The sequence below is a fragment of the Paenibacillus sp. 276b genome (assembly GCF_900107875.1).
Taxonomy (GTDB): domain Bacteria; phylum Bacillota; class Bacilli; order Paenibacillales; family Paenibacillaceae; genus Paenibacillus; species Paenibacillus marchantiae.
This window is the reverse complement of the sequence record NZ_FNRR01000002.1, coordinates 612335-629787: the sequence shown is the minus strand read 5'-3', so window position 1 is coordinate 629787 and position 17453 is coordinate 612335. Positions and strand designations below refer to the sequence as shown.

The following is a 17453-nucleotide window of genomic DNA, read 5'->3' as shown; positions in this document are numbered from 1 at the left end:
CTCATTCATTTCTTCTCTCGTCTTAGCAAAAGCTGTGGCAATCCATTGTCGGGATGATTCACCATGGCCGGGCTCACCCGGAAGATCTCCCGAATGTTCTCTTCCGTCATCAACGAATGGGGTGTGCCACTGCCTACACAAGTCCCGTCACGTAGCGCCAGAATATGATCGCAAAATTGCGCGGCCAGATTCAGATCATGCAGCACTGCCACAATCGTAATATGATTTTTTTGACGCCACGCTGATAATAACTCCATGAATTGCAATTGATATTTGATATCGAGAAAGGTGGTTGGCTCGTCCAGCAATAATAGTCTGGGTTCCTGAGCCATGACTTTGGCAAGCGCAACCCGCTGCCGTTGCCCGCCACTCAGTGCATCCAAAGGTCGTTCGGCCATGTCACTCAGACCCAACTCCTCTAACACCTTATCAACTACTGCTGCTCCATCCGACGATTCTTTGCCAAGCCAGTTCTGATAAGGGTAACGTCCCATCTCGACAACATCTCTTACGGGATAAGAGATGGCCGGCAGACCATCCTGCTGCAAGACCGCAATCATACGTGACAAATCTTTACGGGTGTATGAGGAAATGTCGCGTCCATCAATCTGTATGCTGCCTGCGTTCGGCTGTTCGGTTCCGGCAAGTAGCTGAATCAGGGTCGATTTTCCACTGCCGTTTGGACCAACAACGCCCCACCATTCACCCTCTTTGACTTTCCAGTCCACTGCATGCAGAGCCCGATGGTTACCATACATTTTACCAGCTTCCGTGACCTCTATCATCGGCCGGCTCTCGGTAAGGTCTGTTTTCATGAATGTGCTCATGGCATCATCCCCTTCCGCAGCTTTTTGTTCCGGTGTAGCAGATACGCGAAGAATGGCGCTCCAACGAAAGCCGTAACCACACCCAGCGGAATTTCGGTTGGGGCCAGCAATGAGCGTGCAATCGTATCTGCCCAGACCATGAAGATGGCTCCCCCAATCGCGGACAAAGGCACCAGCAATCGATAATCAGGTCCGACGATGAGCCGAAGAATATGCGGAATGACCAATCCGACGAAGCCAATCACGCCGGATACGGAGACAGCGCCTGCCGTAAGCAGCGTACCCACAGCTAACACCGACAGTTTCAATCCATCCACCTTAACCCCGATATGAGCAGCCTGTCGTTCCCCCAAGGCAAGCACATTCAACGAACGCGCACGGCTCCAGAGGAAAATCAGCCCCAGCACAAAATACGGGAAAAGGATGGCCGTATACGACCACCCACGCAGTGCCAGACTTCCCATCGTCCAGTATATAATTTCATTGATTGTCTGCTTCGACATGGTCGACAGGAAGGAGACTACGGCTCCCAGGAAACTTTGCATGACCACGCCAGCCAGAATGAGGCTGTGTGTCGGTATTTTGCGTCCCTCACGAGCGAGGGCCAGCACAAACCACAATGTAACTACTCCCGTCAGAAACGCGACCAGTGGCAGAGTCCAGATCCCAATCAGTGCATACTGCAATCCGAAAAAAATCAGAAAAGCCGCACCTACCGATGCACCGGACGATACGCCCAGGGTAAACGGATCAGCCAGAGGGTTACGAAGAACCCCCTGGAATCCAGTTCCGGCAATCGCCAGCGATGCACCTACAAGCACGGCAAGCAGTACACGTGGGAATCTGACCTTCCATATAATCTGTTCTGCTGCTGTATTCCAGTCAGGAACAATCCAGTCGCCCAGCCAGGGGATGCGATGAAGCAAGATGCCCGCAATGTCCCGGACAGGCAGGGCAACCGAACCGATGCCCGTGCAGATGAGCACGGTTAACACAAGCAGCACAATTCCGGCCGTTCCGTACACTGCCAGCTTTTTACTCATTTGAACAGATCAGGGTAGATCGCTTTGGCTACTTCTTTCAGACCTTGGGTTACCCGTGGTCCCGGACGGCTCAACAGGTTGGCATCCAGACCGATGACTGCATCGTTTTTCACAGCCGTGATTTGATCCCATCCGCTGCGTGCTTTGATGATTTGATCCAATGTTTTGGAATTTTCATCAATGACATCGTTCGCATATAGAATGACGTCCGGGTTAGAAGCAATAATGTTCTCTTCATTAATCTGATTCCAGCCAGTCAAGTCGGAAGCTACGTTGTTTCCTCCGGCAAGTGTGATCAATTCATCCATGAATTCGCCTTTACCCACAGTCCAGCCTGGAGAGAATTCAACGTATACTTTTTTCTTTTCTTCTGGTTTAACTGCCTTCACAGCTTCAGTTACATCAGCCACATCTTTTTTCATCTGGGTGATGATCTCCTGTGCTTTTTCCTGATGATCCGTGATTTTACCAAAAGTTTCAATGTTATTCATCACATCATCCACTGATTTAGGATCTGTTTTGAAAATGGTAATGCCCAGATCGCGCAGTTTCTTCACCGACTCTTTGCTCATCGAGATACCTGTAAATACGATGTCAGCTTCAGCTGCAATGATCGACTCTTCATTAGGCTTTGTTATGCCGCCCATTTTTGGTTTCTTTGTTGCTGCTTCCGGATAATCGTCATAGTCGGATACCCCTACGATCTGCTCGTCCAATCCGAGTGCGAACAGGGATTCCGTTTCAGCCGGAGATACGGATACGATTTTGGCTGGTGCTTTGTCAAAGGTAAATGATTCACCCGTAGCATCTGTAACCGTGAGTGGATATTGTGTTTTGAGATCTGTTTTCGCCTGTTCCTGGGATTGCTCCTGTGCAGGTTGCGAGGTTCCTGTACCCTCGTTCGTTGTTGTTGTACCACATCCGGCCAACGTCAGTGCCAGCATCGCTGCGCTCAGCAGTGACGCTACGCCTTTCCATGTCTTGAAATTCATTGTGTTCATTCTCCCCTTCTCTATCCATTCTAGTGAGTAGTGCTCCTGTCCCAATTCCGCTTGAATTTGTGTTCCGAAAAAATAAAATCCCTAATCCTTGGGTCAGGATCAGGGATGACGTCTCGCATGTGGCGATCTGCGCATGATCAGCTTGGCGCTGTATATGCACAGAGAACTGCCCGAAACGCTGTCCTTTCCTCGAAGGAACACCGGTTTATACGTCCAGGGCAGGTAACCTGACTTACAGGAATTCATCCTGATTTACAGTGGCGGGACCGTGCCGGATTTACACCGGCTTCCCTATTTCACCCGTTTGCCGTTCATCGCCTTATATAAAAGCATGAAACATTACTGCATGCACTCGGGACCCATGGTCGCTAATATTGTTTAACCATTCAAGTGAGCATCCTGCATCGTTGGCAGGGCTTGTTGAGCCTCCATCCGATGATGCACTTGCTAAGTCACACTTCTGTTGTGATTATAGGTTATATTGTACATCCTTACAACCCGATTTACGGAAAAGTCAATCTGGTTCCAACCCAGCTATCCCCATCGCCAGCCAGCCGGATCTTTATCGCTTGTCCTGGTACTACCTGCGTATCCCAGAAATCTTGATTCGGAATGAGAAGTGACACAATATAACGAATAACACCGCCATGCGTAATCACGGCTACTTTTGGCACGTTTATGCTGCGAGAGTGCAGTATTGGTGAAAAGGACATCAGACACTCTTCCATAAATGAATCAATCCGCGCTGCAAATGCTGTCCAAGGCTCGCCACTCGGTGGCGTTACCTCATGCGGCGCATCGATCCAGTCTCGGTACTGCGAATTGTCCTTGAGCTGATCGTAGGTCAACCCCTCCCACTGACCAAAGTCGATCTCCCTTAGTCGGGCATCAAGCTTGGCCTGTCCCATTTGGGACGATGCAATGTGTGAAAGTGTCTGCTGACAACGCAGCATATCACTGCAATACAAGGCGTCGCATGTGATATCGCTACACTGCTCACGCAGCGAAGATAGCTCCTGCTTTGCCTCAGGCAACAGTCCGATGTCAGTATGCCCAAGATACCTTTTTTCCAAGTTCCACGCCGTTGTACCATGACGTATCAACATAATATCGCGGCTTTGCATGCCACCATGTCCAGCTTCTATCTCCATAACAGTGCACCTCCAGCAGACCATATCCCGAAGGTGACCAACCAACATAATAAAACAAAAGAACCTGCCGACCAGAACATAAGCCGTGTTGTTCGTACAATATCTTCTGCTTCCATCCGTCTAGTAGGCTCGCCCATATATGCGCGAAATGAAGCCACGCCGTGATATACGTTATGCCCGCCAAGTCTTATGCCCAGCGCTCCGGCCACCGCCGACTCGGGGAAACCGCTATTCGGGCTTGGGTGCAGTCGTGCATCCCGGGACACCATGCGTGCTGCCCCTCTGGCATCCAACTTCATGAACCAGGCTCCCATAATTAACAGTAAGGCGGTAAGCCGCGCGGGAATCCAGTTGGCCCAATCATCTAGACGGGCAGACGCCCAACCGAGATGCAGATATTTTTCATTTTTATAACCTACCATCGAATCCAGTGTATTCACCGCTCGATAGGCCATGGCAAGTGGTGCACCACCAATCAGGGCATAGAACAGTGGAGAGACGATGGCATCCACGATATTCTCCGCCACAGTCTCTACCGTCCCACGCACAACCTCCGGTTCATCCAGATGAGCCGTATCACGTCCTACAATCATACCCAGTGAACGTCTCGCCGCAGGCCAATCTTGTTGACTCAGATGGCGGTAAACTTCCATACCTGCATCCTTCAAACCTTTCGAGGCAATGGTGGTTGCGATTAACACCACTTCTGCCACAACCGCAACAGCGGGATGAATAAGACCCAGCACATAGATCAATCCCCAAGTCAGTGCAAAAGAACCGCCTGCAATCAAAAGGGGAAATAATACGCCCGCTCTTTTGAGAGCCTGGTTCGAGTCCGCCCGCGATCTTATCGCCCGCTCCAGTGCAGAGATGGCCTTTCCCATACCAATCACCGGATGAGGAATCCAGCGTGGATCTCCGATGCAGCGATCCAATATGTATGCTCCTACAATAATCCAGGCTCCAGCCATTCCCGTCCAGATCGGCCAAGAAGCCCATTGAATCAGTAGAGATGTCATTGCTTGTTATTCCTCTCTTTCCACTCCTGCGCGGCTTTCAGGCTTTCCATTATCGTGTCATACACCAGCCTGCCGATCGCTGCACCCATGACCGTAGCCGTCCCGGCGTAACTGATGAGCGGTTTATTTACTTCAGCCTGGCTTACCGCGAGTACGATGGCATCCGTTGTTGTTCCGGTTGCGGTTAGACCATTCTCTGAATCGGCCACACCGAAATCAGCTAACGCAGCGGCCTTCGCCTCTACCGCAGTCTGAATGGCATTCACCATCGCTCCAGCAGTCATACGCCCATTCATCCACAACATGATATTGATCGTACCGGGAGTATAGGTTGAAGCCGAAACCTTCCCAATTTTCTGGGACACCGTCCCATTGCTCATCTCATTCCCCGCAGCATCGAACACAGTTCTTGCAGAACCTGCCCTCGCTGCATTGGATACCCCTGCTGTAGTGCAGCAAAGTAATCCGAACTCATCACTTTCGTATTCCTGGATCGCTGTGTGCTCCAATCGAACGGCAGTCAGAAGACCGGCACATTGATCCTGCTGCTCCTGCCATTCACTCAACAGATCAGCAATATCACGTGGTGGATCGTCACAGCGATAATGTTTGTCCACATAGATGTTGAATATACGATCCAGTTCAATCATGCCGCCCTCATACACGGCACTGGAGAGTGCTGTTACAACAGAGGGGCTGGACGCTTTAATATGCCGTTCATGTGCAGAGACGAATAATCCTGGCCATACAGAAGATCTGTATTCATTTTGGTCCTTTTGTACATGGGAATAATAATTATAGAATGGCAGTGCCATCGCTTTGTCCCCCTGCCTCTAATCCGGTTGTCGGATTAGACGTAATTACATTTCCTATCGTTTCCAGAAAACGTCCGTTAGCCTCCGCGTCCTTGACCGCAAAACGTACATGTCGTTCCCCAAGTCCGGGATACATTGCGCAGCTTCGGATCAGTATACCGCGTTCACCGAGGGCAGCCTGGATGGACGTCGCTGTCCACGGCTCTGGCAGAGCTAACAGTATAAAGTTCGCTTCCCCTCGCGTCACCTTACATCCCAAAGCCTTCAGGCCTTCCGTTAATCTCCCCCGCTCGTGTGAAACCAGTGCCAATGTCTCCTGTTCAAAATCCTCTCCGCTGCGCAAACAGGCTTCTCCTGCGATCAGTGCCAGCCCATTCACACTCCAGGTGACTTGTTTCTCTGTCATGGCACGGATCAGTTCGGGACGCCCCATCGCATAACCCAGACGCAGGCCTGGTATCGCATAAAACTTGGTCATTGAACGAATGATGATCACTTGCGGATACTCTTTCAAGCTGGACGCCAGCGATTGCCGCTGTGATTCAGCAATAAAATCGATAAATGCCTCATCGACAACCAATATTGTGCCTGTTGTCTCTGCTTTACGAGCAAGCCGTTGCAGAACGTCCACCGGATACTGTACCCCATTGGGGTTGTTGGGCTGTCCAAGGAATAGCAGGTCCACCCGCTCCATCAGCTTCTCAATATCTTCCGGTTCTGCTCGCCAGTCCAGCTCTTCCCGTCCTTGAACATGGTGGACTTCTGCTCCAAATTGTCTGGATAATGCACTGTACTCTGAAAAGCCGGGCTCTACCGTACCTACTCTACGAGGCGCGAGTCCAAGTAAGATTAGAGCCATACTTTCCGCCGCCCCATTGCCCACAGATATGTGATCCGGGGTTAAACCCAGTCGGTCACTAAGCAACATTTTGAACGCCCGATGGCCCGGATCGGGGTAACGAAGTACCATATGTAATCCTTGCTCCAGAGCCTCCAGTACTTCCCGAGGTGGACCCAAAGGATTTATGTTTGCGCTAAAATCGAGGAAATCCGCAGGATTCCCTCCAAAACGTGCCGCGGCCGTCTCCACATCACCGCCATGTCCGAAAACTTCAATTAAACCGGTCATCCTGTCCGTCATCCTTTCTGCATGTCCTTTTTATTATGGATGTGGTGGCAGGCAGGGGTCAATCCTGATTTGGCTATTCAAGCCCTTTGCGGCTTCAATTTCTTTGTGTCCTTTCGACAATTCGTTTACAATAGAGAAGGAATTTCGATTCCGTAAAGCATCACTACATAAGGGATATGCATCCCTCACATACATTAATGGAGGAATGACCATGCTGTTTGTTGATAACCAGGGCATTACAGATCCTTCTGTAAACCTCGCCATTGAGGAATACATTCTGAAGCATCTGCCGATGGATGACAGTTACTTGCTGTTTTACATCAACCGCCCGTCCATTATTATCGGAAAACACCAGAATACCATTGAAGAGATCAACATTGAGTATGTTCAGGATAACGGTGTTCAAGTCGTACGTCGTCTTTCGGGAGGCGGAGCCGTTTATCACGATCTGGGCAACCTCAATTTCAGCTTTATTACCAAGGATGACGGACAATCCTTCCACAACTTCCGCAAATTCACGCAGCCTGTGGTGGAAGCCCTGCAAGAGCTTGGCGTTAATGCCGAACTGACGGGACGCAACGATCTGCAAGTGGGAGAGAAGAAAATTTCGGGCAATGCCCAATTCTCTACGCGTGGCCGCATGTTCAGTCACGGCACATTAATGTTTAACCTGAACCTCGACCACGTCCAGGCTTCACTCAACGTTAATCCGGAGAAGTTCAAGTCCAAGAGCACCAAATCCGTGCGCTCTCGTGTAGCGAATATTCGTGATCTGATTGACAGCAATCTGACCATTGAACAATTCCGGGACGAGCTGCTCCGCCATATTTTCCGTATGGAGCCACAAGATGTTCCTCAATATGAACTCACAGAGAAAGACTGGGACAAGATCAACGAAATCTCTGCTGAGCGTTATAACAATTGGGACTGGAACTACGGGCTTTCCCCGGAAAGCAATGTGAAGCATACACGTAAATTCCCTGTCGGTATCATCGATCTGCGCATGAATATCAAAGATGGACGGATTGAAGATATCAAAATCTTTGGTGATTTCTTCGGCGTAGGCGATGTGGCGGATATCGAAGCTATGCTGCGTGGCAAGCGTTACGAGGAATCTGAGGTGCGTACTGCACTTAAGGGTCTGGATGTAAAACATTACTTCGGCAACCTGGAGCTGGAGGACTTTATTGGCCTCATCTTCCTTGAGGAGTAAGCAATTTAGATGTATATAGATGTTTTGAACTAACTATGATCACTGAAACGGAGAGGACAGAAAAAACCTGTAAAAGCGAAGCGTTCACCTTTATCACCGGATTTCCCCCTTATAAGAGGGATCAAAAAATCTGGGGATAACAGTGATTGGAAGGTTATTCTGTCATCGTAGTGCTTGTGTGAGTTTATTTAGTTCAATTAAATAGATACAGATAAAAAAGGAGAGAAACACAGATGACCTACAAATTAATCGCAATCGACATTGATGATACCCTGATCAACGATAACAAGGAAGTAACGCCTGCAACACAGACTGCCCTGGAACAAGCGGTAGCTCATGGTGTCGTTGTAACACTGGCAACCGGACGTGCCTATGCTTCTGCACAAGCACTCGCTCGCCAAACGAAGCTGAACGTGCCAATCATTACGTATCAAGGCGCTTTGGTGAAAAACTTGCTGGACGAAAAAGTACTCTACGAACGCTACGTTCCACAGGACGCTTCCCGCAAATTGTACGACTACTGCCTGGAGCATAATCTGCACCTGCAGACGTACATTGACGACAAACTTTTCGCCCGTGAAGAAAACGACAAGCTGCGTGACTACGCCAAACTGAATGGCACTCAGTACCACATCGAACCGGATTTCATCAAAGTGATCGAGCAAAAAACACCGAAACTGCTCATCATCGATGAGCCGGATTACTTGGATGAGGTTGCGGTTGCCCTGCGCGAACTGCTCGGATCAGAAGTACACATCACCAAGTCCAAGCCATACTTCCTTGAAATTATGCACCGCGAAGGAACGAAAGGCCATGCACTAACCTTCCTGGCAGAACACTTCGGTCACCAATTGAGCGAGTGCATTGCCATCGGGGATTCCTGGAATGACCATGAGATGCTGGAAGTTGCTGGTCTTGGTGTAGCGATGGGAAATGCGATCCCTGCTCTGAAAGAGCTGGCAGATTACATTACCGCGAGCAATAAAGAAGACGGCGTGAAGCAAGTGATTGAGAAGTTTGTACTGAACGCAGAGTAAGCTTTTAAGAGGTCGAATCCATATAAAACATGTTATTTCAAGATACAATGAAACAGCCCTGCACGGTGATGAATCGCTTGTGCAGGGCTGTTTCTGTAATAAAACTGTTAATTATTCTATTTTGCCATACTTCTCGTCAAATTCACGATTCCGCTCACTGATCTCCTTCATTACTCTCCCTTTGGATAAATCGGCCAATGGCCTAGGAAGCAGGAGTGTTACTCCTATAATGAATAAAAAAATGGCCAAGATAAGTCCAATGATGCCACCCGTTTCAAAAGTGGCTTGCAGATAACGGCCCCATTGATTGAACCAGATCGTTACGTCCGGTAAATGAATAATGGTCCCAATATGGATCATGCCATAGAGCACGATTCCCGCAAACAATAAAACAGCACCGATCCCCTGTCTATTTAAATGGATTACTCGCCTCATTCCTGCGTAAAATATATATTCCCTATTTCACCATGGATTTGGAAGTCTGACCCAATGAAGTTGTACGTTTTCCCTTTTTAAGCCACCCCATCACTTTCTCATTCATCGCCAGCAAACCTGAAACGATCAGCGCAACGCCTAACCATGTAATCCAGCTTACATGCTCATTGTAGAGAACCGCCCCAAGCCCGACCGCAATCGGAGGGGAAATGTATAACCAGGTCGCTGGGAATAACGGGTTGGTACGAGACATGATCCAGTAGAACAAGCTGTGCCCGACCATCGAACCGATTACCGTCAGATAGATCAGGGATGATACCGTCGGCATCCAATCCAGTCCAGTTGTGCTCCACGATTCGGTCACCGCTGAAAGCGCAGATAACAGTACACCTCCGTACATCATTTGCACCGCATTGATCGCTACAGGATTAGCCTCCTTAAACTGGTTAATGACCTTTTTGGAGTACAACGCACCTGCCGAGTAACAGACTTCACCCACCAATACGGCAATACAGCCCCAAAGCCACAGGGAACTACCACCAATCGATACACCCGGCAACACGACGAGGATAACTCCAGCAAAACCGATCAGGTAGCCCGCAATCATGCGTGCAGACGTTTTTTGACGCAACAGCGCTGTCTGCATCACCATAATCATCAGTGGACCTGTTGCTGACAGAATCGCGCCAACACCCGAGCTCACATATTGCTCAGCCCAATACAAAGTCGCAAAGGTCCCGAACGTGAGTCCCGCACCCGTCAAGAGCATCTCTTTCCGCCATAATAAAGACAAGTTCACTTTCCCTTTCATCCACATCCATGCAAACATTAGAGCACCTGCAATGATAAAGCGTAGTCCGGCCGACAGAAAAGGCGGCATGCCTGCCTCCACGCCAATTTTAATCGCTAGAAACGTTGTTCCAAAAATAAGACACATTACGGTAAATGCTACTGCAACCATGCTAGCCCCTCCTTCATCTGTTCTCCATCATATAGCACTGTCCACAGAACAGAATGAATAAAACAGAACAGTTAGTTCCCGTTTGCTGTTACAATGGAGTTCAAAAGGAGCGTGAGCCGGGTGGGCAAAGCCATTATGATGACAGATAACAGCCTGAAACTATATGAGCAAGTGGTACATTATCTGGTTGTACGGATCGAAGCCGGAGAGTGGAAAGAGCATGAGAAGCTGCCGTCCGTGCGGAGCCTGTCCGAGCTGCTCGGTGTACATCGCCTCACCGTTTTTAAGGCCTATCAGGAATTAAAGGAACGGGGGAACGTTTACGTCAAGGATAAGTCCGGTTATTATGTCAGCCCTGCTGACCCTTCTCCCGTGACAGATCAGGCCGATGACCCGGCAGTCTCTGCCTGGTTGCATTGGGATTCACTTGCCCGCGTGCAATCCCTTGAGGCGGAATACCAATTTTCCAAATCATTGATCGACCCCGCCCTGCTGCCAAACCGATATTGGGGAGAATTAATGCGGGATTTGCTGGATTTATATCCCCGTCTGCTTGGGACGTATTCCACGATTCAAGGAGATCTGGAGCTGCGTAGTGCCTTGGCAAGCCATCTGACGACGAGAGAACGTTTCTACATCTCGGCTGATGAAGTGCTGATCACTTCCGGGGCACAGCAAGCCATTGATGTAATCTCCCGCAGTCTCGTCAGACCCGGTGACCGTGTGCTCATGGAGAGGCCAACGTATGGCCCTGCGATGGAAATTTTCCGCAAACAAGGTGCCAAGTTAATTTTTACGGATATTCATCCTCATGGCTACGATCTGGAACAGATTGAACGCCTGATGAAGCAGGAAAAGCCGAGAGTATTTTATATGACGCCGACCTTCCAAAACCCTACGGGCATCAATATTCCGACCGAGCAGCGCAAACAGCTACCTGAACTGGCAGAACAGTACGGATGTTTTCTGGTGGAAGACGACAGCACCTATGATATCTATTTCAAGGAAAAGCCTCCCGCGCCAATCTTCACATACGATACTACAGGGCATACACTCTATATTCGCAGCTATAGCAAATATGTCGTGCCGGGTCTGAGGATTGCCGCCATTATGTGCCGTCCCCGGTTCATGCCAGGATTACAAGCCGTAAAAGCACTGACAGATAACGGATCACCTCTGCTAAATCAGAAGCTTTTCCTCCGTTATTTCCAGTCCCCACGCATGCACCAGCACTTGTCCAAGCTGCGTACCGCCATTCAACTGCGGATGGAAGTAATGGAACAGTGCCTTCAACAAACCAATTGGACGTGGACTCGTCCTGAGGGTGGACTCAACATCTGGGCGGAGCTTCCGGAAGGTGTAGATACGGGGCGCTTGCTTCACCGATGCATGGAGCATTCCGTCGCTTTTGTGCCGGGAACGGTATTCGATCCTTCCGATGCGAACGCAAGTCGCAAGCTGCGTCTCTCCTTCTCCTATGCTCACGAGCAGCAAATCCGAGAAGGCATGAGCAGACTCATTGCGTTGGCTGAAAATACGTGATGATACTTTTGCAAAATCTGCATTTGCAGATTAACGATAGCTTGTCTAGCAGGTCGCAAATTATAAATCTTCTGTAACATAAAAAGTCGCCATATGGCGACTTTTTGGGCTGCTTCTGTTCTCGACTGATAAAGTTAGTTAGATCATTGTTTTTTATTGAAATCCCTCTCCATTCATCCTATAGATCCTTCCTTGCAAACAGACGGACCGTTACAAAATAGGAGGCAATGAACAACAGAAGAATGCAAACTGAAACAAAAACATAAACCGAAGCACGAGCCATTCCGTTCTCGCCTGCCATATTCATGAGCGAGGCAACAGGTTGCGCTAAAATAATAAGAACGATCATGAAAACCGTATTAATTATTCCCGCTCCCTTTTTACTAAGGGCGTAAAAAAGAGGCATATAGATTGAAATTAAAACAAGCACCATTCCAACCGAAATCAGGATGTCCAGTACCGATAAGTCGGGCTTGTTCAGTTCAGGAAAAAGAAAGTTAACAAGCCAGTGAGCGCCTGACGAAGCGAAAACTCCAAAAAGCGTATAGAGAATGGCAGACAGATACTTCGCTTGCACAATGTTTCTGCGGCTAAGCGGGAGCGTGACAAGAAATTTATGATTATGGTTTTTGATATCAATCATGGTTGCAAGCATAATCGAACCGAAAGCGGTATAGATCCCTACAAAATACATCGACATTTCCACTGTCGGGATAAATGCGACACTGAATACAACAAAATAAAAAAGGATGGACCATAGCGAGCTTTTCAAAGCGATATAATCTTTGCGAAGCAAGTTAAACATGATGCTTTTCCCCCTTGGCCGTAAAATAGATAAGGTCTTCGAGGGAGGGTCTATGTAAAAGAGCATAATTGCCAAATAATCGTTCTGCCTCCGCCTTGTTTTCTGCCAAGCCTTCAAAACCAACCGCTGTCTCACGGATTCCCACAAATTTCCTTCGGGTGTCTGCATCAAGCAGCTTCATGTCCCCCTTTACTATCGTATATCTCTCAAGCACATCATCCTTTGCTTCATTAAAGACAAGCTTTCCTTTATGGATAAATGCAATATAGTCTGCTATACGCTCCAAATCAGTCGTAATATGAGTGGAAAAAATAATGGATCTGGTTTCGTCCTGTATTACATCTGCAAGCAGGTCAAGCAGTTCTCTACGAAACACAGGATCAAGCCCGGATGTCGGCTCATCCATGATGAGTAGCTCAGCATCGTGAGATAAAGCGATAGCCAGTGAAAATTTTATTTTCATGCCTTTGGACAGTTCTTCAATCTTCTTTTTGGAAGATAATTCGAATTGCTCCAGGTAGTTGTTAAATTGCTTCTCATCCCATTTCTTATAAAAAGGAGCAATCATGCTTTTCATTTCACGGATCGTAAGATGCTCGTAATAGAAACATTCATCTGAAACAATGCCAATGCGTTCTTTAACGTTAACTTCCTGAGCAGGCATCTCTTTTCCCAATGTTTTGATACTCCCGGAGTCCGGACGAATCAAGCCGGTGATCAGGTTGATCAGTGTGCTTTTTCCCGCTCCATTCGGGCCGATAAGTCCGGTAATATAACCTTGTTTTACATCCAAAGTGATATGATCCAGCTTGAATAAGGGGTACGTTTTGGATAGGTTGCGCAACTCAATTGCGTTCATCATGCTTCTTCCTCCTCAACTAGCAACGTAAAATGCTTAACTACATCTTGAACACTCATGCCCAGTTCCTTGCTCTCACGAAGGATATCGAGCATTTTATCTTCGATTCGTTTCAGCCGCTGTTCCCGAATAAACTCCTGATTGGCCCCGGAAACAAAGGAGCCTTTGCCTACGACAGAATCAATCAGTTTCTCTTTCTCAAGTTCTTCATAGACACGTTTGGTAGTAATTACACTGACCTGCAGATCCTTTGCAAGTTGACGGATGGAGGGGAGACTCTCCCCTGCAACCAGTTCCCCGCTTAAAATGCTCTGTCTAATCTGGGTTAGAATCTGCATGTAGATGGGATCGCTTGATGCGTTTGATATTAGTATGTTCATGTTCTCTCACCTCACTGGTTTCAATCCAGCCCATGTATAGTGTATATATATAATATATACACTATACATGGGCTGAGTCAATAATCATTCAATTTTTTCCCAATACAGACAAAACAGCAAAGTAGCCCGAAAAGTCGAATGACCTCCCGGGCTACTTTGTTGTTCATTTTCCTTGTTTTTTTAGTCGTGTTTCTTGGCACGTATGGTACCTTTTTTTCTTACGTACTGGAAATCACCTTATCCACAAGACCATACTCGACGGCTTCCGCAGCGGTCAGGAAATAATCTCTGTCTGTATCCTTTTCAATCCGCTCCATCGGCTGTCCCGTATGATCGGCAAGCAGCTTATTGAGGCGCTGACGGTGCTGGATAATCCGGTTGGCATGAATCAGCATATCCGAGGCCTGCCCCCGCGTTCCGCCAAGCGGCTGGTGAATCATGATTTCGCTGTTTGGCAACGCCAGCCGTTTCCCTTTGGTCCCACCAACCAGCAGGATCGTACCGAAGCTGGCTGCCATGCCTGTGCAGATCGTGGAAATGTCAGGTTTCACGAATTGCATCGTGTCATAGATGGAGAATCCGGCAGTCACGGAACCACCAGGACTGTTGATATACATTTGAATATCCTTCTCCGGGTCCTCTGCGGTCAGAAACAACAACTGGGCCACGATCGCATTGGCCATCTGATCCTCAATTTCCCCGGATACCATAATGATCCGATCTTTCAGCAAACGAGAATAAATATCATAGCTCCGCTCTCCGCGGGCTGTCTGTTCAACAACATAAGGTACCACGTTCATGCATTTTGCCTCCCCGGTTTACGCAACCATGGTGACCGTATATCCTCCCCCATACGACATTGAACTCATACCGGAGCTTGAATAACTGTACATCACTGGCTGCATCGATTGAGACGGCAGAGTCTGCTGCAAAATCGTTCCCGCCACAGCCATCGGATCATCGGTCTGATTCAGGCATAAATCAATTAAACGGGCTGTATCACCGCTGCGGAACGCCAGTAAATAGCTGCGCAGTTCCTCCCGATTTTGCTGATACTCTTCCAATTGATTGGTCTGATCAGCATCCGTTTCGTTCAGGCTGTGCCTCACTTTCGCCAGAGCAGAGCGGGCACGACTCAGGGCAGCTTTGACCGCCCCTTCCGTCGTGTCCAACAGTTCAGCAGTCTCTACCGTCGTGTATCCCATCAGATCACGTAACATATATATCGCTCGCTGCCACGGTGGCAGTTCATCCACAAGGATTTGAACAGCGGACTCGACTTCCTCGAATCGCTCTTCTTCCTCAAATTCTTGCATAAATGGCTTCATGCTTTCCAATTTGCTTGCCAAGTTCTCACGCTTCCGTATGGCGTCAATCCAGGTGTTGCGTGCAACGCGGATGAGATAGGCTTCCCAGTTCATGTCCTCTGTCATTCCCGTTCTTGGGGTAGCTGAAGAGGATAATGCTTTAACACATGTATCCTGAACCAGATCCTCCGTCTCCCAGACTGAACCAGTTATTGACATGCAGTAGGCGTATAAAGAGCCCAGCAGGTTCGGAAGCGCAGCTTCAATCGTTTGCTCTAACGAATATCCGGTTTGAACACCGGAATGGCTATATGGTTCAACTGGTTTATCATTATGTGGTCTGTTGATTCTGCAATCCACGGACTTCACAAAGGCCATGTTTGGGGCCCCCCTTTGTTGGTTCCTGATTGATCTTGCTTCAATTCAATTGCTGTAATTGCCTTACACTATGTAAACGAAGAACCTCCGGTAAAGGATACGCTCTTCTGAATTTATTTTTAGCATTGTTGTCCTATTCTCCCAGCTTCACCTTCAGACCGGTAAGTGCCAGCGTAATCCCCTGATCCAGATCATAATTCTGGCGCACATCGACGTCGTGAGACATATGTGTAAAATAGGTCTGACCCGGCTTCAAATCCTGCAACAGCTCCTGCGCCTCAACCATATCGTACACCGAGCGTGTGGAGAATTCCGCAAGTTCATGAACAAAGCTCGTTCCAAGTACCAGCAGATCGAGCCCGTATAGCGGCTGCTTCTCCGCAGCTTTCAGATCAATGGCATCCGAGCAATACGCCCAGGTGTATCCTTCACGTTCCAATCGATACGCATACGAATAGCCATTATGACCGTGGCAAACTTTCCAGGAGTGCACCTTCCACCCACCGAGTTCGATATCCGCATCCGTTTCCAGGAAATTCATATGACGACCGAGCCATGGAAATTGACTTTGGATGGTCGCGATCACCTCCCGTGGTGCATACAACTGCCCTTTTACACCCAACCATCGACACGCATCTGCCCATTCGGGCAAGCCTCCAATATGATCAAAATGCGCATGAGTGATCAGCAGCGTCTGCACCATCCGCATCCCCTGGTCTTCCATCTGTGATCTCCAGTCCGGTCCGCAGTCAATCATGAAAGGTTCGTGCTCGCCATCACTATGAATCAAAACAGCAGCACGTTTGCGGCGATTGATCCCCGTAAGTCGGGCTTCTGTGCAAACGTCACAATCACAATACACCCGCGGAGCACCCATCGCATCCCCGGTTCCCAGAAATGTTAGCTGATTCATTATGAAAGTCCCCTCTCTATCCCGGAAGCAATGCATCCCAAATTCATGTTCCATCCGATTAATGATATGTAAATTGTAATCTGCCACCTCTATTTTTGCAAAAAAAAGACCATCCCGCCGCAGTTATTCACTGCAAACGGGACAGTCTGTTGTTTCACTAAACCAAAGCCCGCAGCTTCAACGTCAGCTCTTGGCCCTCAGGTACATCTTTGGATTCGGTAATCACCCAGTTTGATGCGAGGCGTTTTGCCAGCACATCTGCCTGCTCTGGTTTTAATTTCAACCCGGTCACGATGCCTTCACCCACTGTGAAGTCTCTCTCCGGCTGTAATCCGAAGGACTTCTCCAAGTAGATCCCCAGACCACCACGAGTGTTAAAGGTAATCCGGTAGCCGTCTTTAACCGCGCCTTCCAGATTCTCGCCATGCTCATCCGCATAGGAGAAAAGATCATCATATCTGTAGTGCTCCTCAGACACGGCATCAAAAGCAGCCACATCTTTGGCCTGTATCGCTTCCAACAAAGCTGCATCCGACATGCCTTTGCTACGAGCCTGTTCCAGCCGAATGGCTGTATTTTGGGACAACTTAAACTCAGCGCTCATCCACCTCACACCTTCCTGTCACTATATATCGTTA

At 48.5% G+C, this 17453-nt stretch carries 19 protein-coding genes and 1 riboswitch; of the genes, 3 read left to right on the top strand and 16 right to left on the bottom strand.

Annotated features, from left to right (window positions below; genetic code table 11):
• Positions 1-5 precede the first annotated feature (5 nt).
• From BLV50_RS13655 to cobD, 7 genes are all read right to left on the bottom strand, one after another.
• Complete coding sequence (locus BLV50_RS13655) at positions 6-827, bottom strand: ABC transporter ATP-binding protein (protein ID WP_371129249.1); 822 nt, start codon at positions 825-827, stop codon at positions 6-8.
• A complete protein-coding gene (locus tag BLV50_RS13650) occupies positions 824-1870 on the bottom strand; it encodes a FecCD family ABC transporter permease (protein ID WP_090808224.1) in 1047 nt (348 codons plus the stop codon). The genes BLV50_RS13655 and BLV50_RS13650 overlap by 4 nt, the downstream gene beginning before the upstream one ends.
• Positions 1867-2871: an ABC transporter substrate-binding protein gene (locus tag BLV50_RS13645; protein WP_371121646.1), complete on the bottom strand. Its 1005-nt coding sequence runs from the start codon at positions 2869-2871 to the stop codon at positions 1867-1869. Before BLV50_RS13645 ends, BLV50_RS13650 begins: the two co-directional genes overlap by 4 nt.
• Before the next feature lie 199 nt (positions 2872-3070).
• Positions 3071-3208: riboswitch (cobalamin riboswitch) on the bottom strand.
• 166 nt (positions 3209-3374) lie between these two features.
• Positions 3375-4022, bottom strand: a complete 648-nt coding sequence (locus BLV50_RS13640; RefSeq protein ID WP_177031182.1) for a histidine phosphatase family protein — start codon at positions 4020-4022, stop codon at positions 3375-3377.
• Positions 4013-4993: an adenosylcobinamide-phosphate synthase CbiB gene (gene cbiB, locus BLV50_RS13635; protein WP_090808801.1), complete on the bottom strand. Its 981-nt coding sequence runs from the start codon at positions 4991-4993 to the stop codon at positions 4013-4015. The genes BLV50_RS13640 and cbiB overlap by 10 nt, the downstream gene beginning before the upstream one ends.
• A gap of 44 nt (positions 4994-5037) precedes the next feature.
• Positions 5038-5856 carry an adenosylcobinamide amidohydrolase gene (locus tag BLV50_RS13630; protein ID WP_090808218.1) on the bottom strand — a complete coding sequence of 273 codons (819 nt, stop codon included), beginning with the start codon at positions 5854-5856 and terminating at the stop codon, positions 5038-5040.
• Positions 5837-6985 carry a threonine-phosphate decarboxylase CobD gene (gene cobD / locus BLV50_RS13625; RefSeq protein WP_090808216.1) on the bottom strand — a complete coding sequence of 383 codons (1149 nt, stop codon included), beginning with the start codon at positions 6983-6985 and terminating at the stop codon, positions 5837-5839. The genes BLV50_RS13630 and cobD overlap by 20 nt, the downstream gene beginning before the upstream one ends.
• 211 nt (positions 6986-7196) lie before the next feature.
• Here cobD and BLV50_RS13620 point away from each other — a divergent pair, with 211 nt between their 5' ends.
• Positions 7197-8198: a lipoate--protein ligase gene (locus tag BLV50_RS13620; RefSeq protein ID WP_090808215.1), complete on the top strand. Its 1002-nt coding sequence runs from the start codon at positions 7197-7199 to the stop codon at positions 8196-8198.
• Positions 8199-8431: 233 nt separating this feature from the next.
• Positions 8432-9235, top strand: coding sequence for a Cof-type HAD-IIB family hydrolase (locus BLV50_RS13615; RefSeq protein WP_090808213.1), 804 nt, complete (start codon positions 8432-8434; stop codon positions 9233-9235).
• A 111-nt stretch (positions 9236-9346) separates the two neighbouring features.
• On the opposite strand, the gene BLV50_RS13610 is transcribed toward BLV50_RS13615, so the two are convergent.
• Together BLV50_RS13610 and BLV50_RS13605 are read right to left on the bottom strand one after the other, a co-directional pair.
• Complete coding sequence (locus tag BLV50_RS13610; protein WP_143038122.1) at positions 9347-9670, bottom strand: hypothetical protein; 324 nt, start codon at positions 9668-9670, stop codon at positions 9347-9349.
• A 22-nt stretch (positions 9671-9692) separates the two neighbouring features.
• Positions 9693-10631 carry a DMT family transporter gene (locus BLV50_RS13605; protein ID WP_090808209.1) on the bottom strand — a complete coding sequence of 313 codons (939 nt, stop codon included), beginning with the start codon at positions 10629-10631 and terminating at the stop codon, positions 9693-9695.
• A gap of 120 nt (positions 10632-10751) precedes the next feature.
• Here BLV50_RS13605 and BLV50_RS13600 point away from each other — a divergent pair, with 120 nt between their 5' ends.
• Positions 10752-12173, top strand: a complete 1422-nt coding sequence (locus BLV50_RS13600; RefSeq protein ID WP_231952662.1) for an aminotransferase-like domain-containing protein — start codon at positions 10752-10754, stop codon at positions 12171-12173.
• A gap of 178 nt (positions 12174-12351) precedes the next feature.
• On the opposite strand, the gene BLV50_RS13595 is transcribed toward BLV50_RS13600, so the two are convergent.
• From BLV50_RS13595 to BLV50_RS13565, 7 genes are all read right to left on the bottom strand, one after another.
• Positions 12352-12978, bottom strand: coding sequence for an ABC-2 transporter permease (locus BLV50_RS13595; protein ID WP_090808207.1), 627 nt, complete (start codon positions 12976-12978; stop codon positions 12352-12354).
• Positions 12971-13837 carry an ABC transporter ATP-binding protein gene (locus tag BLV50_RS13590; RefSeq protein WP_090808799.1) on the bottom strand — a complete coding sequence of 289 codons (867 nt, stop codon included), beginning with the start codon at positions 13835-13837 and terminating at the stop codon, positions 12971-12973. Before BLV50_RS13590 ends, BLV50_RS13595 begins: the two co-directional genes overlap by 8 nt.
• On the bottom strand, positions 13837-14217 hold the full coding sequence (locus BLV50_RS13585; protein WP_063564387.1) for a GntR family transcriptional regulator: 381 nt from the start codon (positions 14215-14217) through the stop codon (positions 13837-13839). The genes BLV50_RS13590 and BLV50_RS13585 overlap by 1 nt, the downstream gene beginning before the upstream one ends.
• A gap of 218 nt (positions 14218-14435) precedes the next feature.
• Positions 14436-15017, bottom strand: coding sequence for an ATP-dependent Clp endopeptidase proteolytic subunit ClpP (clpP, locus tag BLV50_RS13580; RefSeq protein ID WP_062326868.1), 582 nt, complete (start codon positions 15015-15017; stop codon positions 14436-14438).
• Positions 15018-15035: 18 nt separating this feature from the next.
• The gene (locus tag BLV50_RS13575; RefSeq protein WP_090808205.1) at positions 15036-15902 is read right to left on the bottom strand and encodes an RNA polymerase sigma factor; all 867 of its coding nucleotides are present in this window, start codon (positions 15900-15902) and stop codon (positions 15036-15038) included.
• Positions 15903-16035: 133 nt separating this feature from the next.
• Positions 16036-16815 (bottom strand): MBL fold metallo-hydrolase, encoded by a 780-nt coding sequence (locus BLV50_RS13570; RefSeq protein ID WP_090808203.1) that lies wholly within the window; start codon positions 16813-16815, stop codon positions 16036-16038.
• Positions 16816-16972: 157 nt separating this feature from the next.
• On the bottom strand, positions 16973-17419 hold the full coding sequence (locus BLV50_RS13565; RefSeq protein ID WP_090808201.1) for a hypothetical protein: 447 nt from the start codon (positions 17417-17419) through the stop codon (positions 16973-16975).
• Between the last annotated feature and the right edge of the window lie 34 nt (positions 17420-17453).

Excerpts from the sequence above, each read along its gene's own strand:
- BLV50_RS13610 (WP_143038122.1), bottom strand. The coding sequence starts at position 9,670 with ATGAGGCGAGTAATCCATTTAAATAGACAGGGGATCGGTGCTGTTTTA.
- BLV50_RS13620 (WP_090808215.1), top strand. The coding sequence starts at position 7,197 with ATGCTGTTTGTTGATAACCAGGGCATTACAGATCCTTCTGTAAACCTC.
- BLV50_RS13650 (WP_090808224.1), bottom strand. The coding sequence starts at position 1,870 with ATGAGTAAAAAGCTGGCAGTGTACGGAACGGCCGGAATTGTGCTGCTT.
- clpP (WP_062326868.1), bottom strand. The coding sequence starts at position 15,017 with ATGAACGTGGTACCTTATGTTGTTGAACAGACAGCCCGCGGAGAGCGG.
- BLV50_RS13655 (WP_371129249.1), bottom strand. The coding sequence starts at position 827 with ATGAGCACATTCATGAAAACAGACCTTACCGAGAGCCGGCCGATGATA.
- cobD (WP_090808216.1), bottom strand. The coding sequence starts at position 6,985 with ATGACCGGTTTAATTGAAGTTTTCGGACATGGCGGTGATGTGGAGACG.
- BLV50_RS13575 (WP_090808205.1), bottom strand. The coding sequence starts at position 15,902 with ATGGCCTTTGTGAAGTCCGTGGATTGCAGAATCAACAGACCACATAAT.
- BLV50_RS13570 (WP_090808203.1), bottom strand. The coding sequence starts at position 16,815 with ATGAATCAGCTAACATTTCTGGGAACCGGGGATGCGATGGGTGCTCCG.
- BLV50_RS13640 (WP_177031182.1), bottom strand. The coding sequence starts at position 4,022 with ATGGAGATAGAAGCTGGACATGGTGGCATGCAAAGCCGCGATATTATG.
- BLV50_RS13585 (WP_063564387.1), bottom strand. The coding sequence starts at position 14,217 with ATGAACATACTAATATCAAACGCATCAAGCGATCCCATCTACATGCAG.
- BLV50_RS13630 (WP_090808218.1), bottom strand. The coding sequence starts at position 5,856 with ATGGCACTGCCATTCTATAATTATTATTCCCATGTACAAAAGGACCAA.
- BLV50_RS13595 (WP_090808207.1), bottom strand. The coding sequence starts at position 12,978 with ATGTTTAACTTGCTTCGCAAAGATTATATCGCTTTGAAAAGCTCGCTA.
- BLV50_RS13565 (WP_090808201.1), bottom strand. The coding sequence starts at position 17,419 with ATGAGCGCTGAGTTTAAGTTGTCCCAAAATACAGCCATTCGGCTGGAA.
- BLV50_RS13605 (WP_090808209.1), bottom strand. The coding sequence starts at position 10,631 with ATGGTTGCAGTAGCATTTACCGTAATGTGTCTTATTTTTGGAACAACG.
- BLV50_RS13590 (WP_090808799.1), bottom strand. The coding sequence starts at position 13,837 with ATGAACGCAATTGAGTTGCGCAACCTATCCAAAACGTACCCCTTATTC.
- BLV50_RS13645 (WP_371121646.1), bottom strand. The coding sequence starts at position 2,871 with ATGAACACAATGAATTTCAAGACATGGAAAGGCGTAGCGTCACTGCTG.
- cbiB (WP_090808801.1), bottom strand. The coding sequence starts at position 4,993 with ATGGCTGGAGCCTGGATTATTGTAGGAGCATACATATTGGATCGCTGC.
- BLV50_RS13615 (WP_090808213.1), top strand. The coding sequence starts at position 8,432 with ATGACCTACAAATTAATCGCAATCGACATTGATGATACCCTGATCAAC.